This window comes from Mesorhizobium sp. WSM4830 (genome assembly GCF_055811495.1).
This window is the reverse complement of sequence record NZ_JBVVQI010000082.1, coordinates 1-1,416: the sequence shown is the minus strand read 5'-3', so window position 1 is coordinate 1,416 and position 1,416 is coordinate 1. Positions and strand designations below refer to the sequence as shown.

Sequence of the window (1,416 nt, the reverse complement as noted above, 5' to 3'; positions counted from 1 at the left end):
CGTGTTGGGGTGGACGGCCCCCGACGGCATCGTGATGTGCCAGAATGAGGTCGTTGCAGATCTCAATCAAGGGAGACCGTCCGTGGATAAACTTATTCGTATTGGCATGGATACGTCAAAGAGCGTTTTCCAGTTGCATGGCGTAAATGAAGCCGAACAGCCGGTGTTGCGCAAGAAGCTGCGACGCAATCAGGTGCTCGCCTTCTTTGCCGGGCTTTCGCCGCTGAAGATTGGCATGGAGGCTTGCGGCGCAGCGCACCATTGGGCGCGGGAATTGCACGCGCTGGGCCACGAAGTGGTGTTGCTGCCGCCACAATACGTGAAGCCCTATGTCAAGCGCTCCAAGTCGGATGCGGCCGACGCCGGGGCGATCTGCGAGGCGATGAGCCGGCCGGGCATGCGTTTCGTTCCTGCCAAGAGCGCCGATCAGCAGGGATCGCAGATGCTGGCGAAGCTGCGCGCGCAGTTCATTGGCCGGCGCACGCAGCTCGCCAATTCGATCCGCGGCTTTGCGGCAGAGTTCGGCCTTGTCGCGCCCAAGGGGCTTTCCCGGCTTGGCGATCTGCTGGCCGACATTCGCGCTGACGCGACGATCCCAGACACGGCCAGGGATATGTTTGAGACCCTGGCGCGCGATTATGCGCATATCAGCGCCGAGGTCGCCACACTCGATGAAAAGCTGCTTGCGCTTCACAGACGCAATGAACTGAGCCGGCGGTTGGCCGCCATACCGGCGATTGGTCCTGTCGGAGCCACGCTGCTGGCCATCAAGGTGCCGGATGCACACGGTTTCAAGTCGGGACGCGACTTTGCCGCCTGGCTCGGGCTGACGCCGAAGAACCATTCGACAGCAGGTAGAAATCGGCTTGGGGTGATCACCCGCGCCGGCGACGAGATGCTGCGAAGCGTGCTGGTAACGGGCGCCACCGCTCTCATCCAGCATATGCGGCGCGGCAGCAAACGCATATGGCCCTGGTTGGCGGCCTTGATCGCGCGCAAGCCAGCCAAGCTCGCGGCGGTGGCGCTGGCCAACAAGCTGGCCCGGATCGCCTGGAAACTGATGGTCAGCGGCGAGCAATACCGCCCCGCTGCCGCCCTTCCGGTGACTGCGCCTGTGCAGCCGTAAGAGCATTCAAGAGTTCGGCGCCGAGCACCGTTCGACGCTGAAGGCCGGAACTTGCAAGTAGAGGAGAAGATGGTGTGACCGATCGAACCGGGACCAGCGAGACACTCCGAGGTGCTCACCGGCAGCCAATGCCGTGTCCGTGCTTGGAACTCGCTATCCGCGTAGCCCATCTTGGCCAGCGCTCACAAACCGGCGCGCAAAAGGCCGGACATATGAGCGCAAGCGATCCGATCAAACTATCCGAACCAATGCTTGCAAGCAGGGGGCCGTCCACATATGAGCACCGGAAG

1 protein-coding gene is annotated in these 1,416 nt (G+C 62.4%); it reads left to right on the top strand.

Annotation, left to right across the window (positions count from 1 at the left end):
- The first annotated feature begins 82 nt into the window (after positions 1-82).
- Positions 83-1,126 carry an IS110 family RNA-guided transposase gene (locus AC0L2Y_RS34400; RefSeq protein ID WP_473562310.1) on the top strand — a complete coding sequence of 348 codons (1,044 nt, stop codon included), beginning with the start codon at positions 83-85 and terminating at the stop codon, positions 1,124-1,126.
- Positions 1,127-1,416 lie beyond the last annotated feature (290 nt).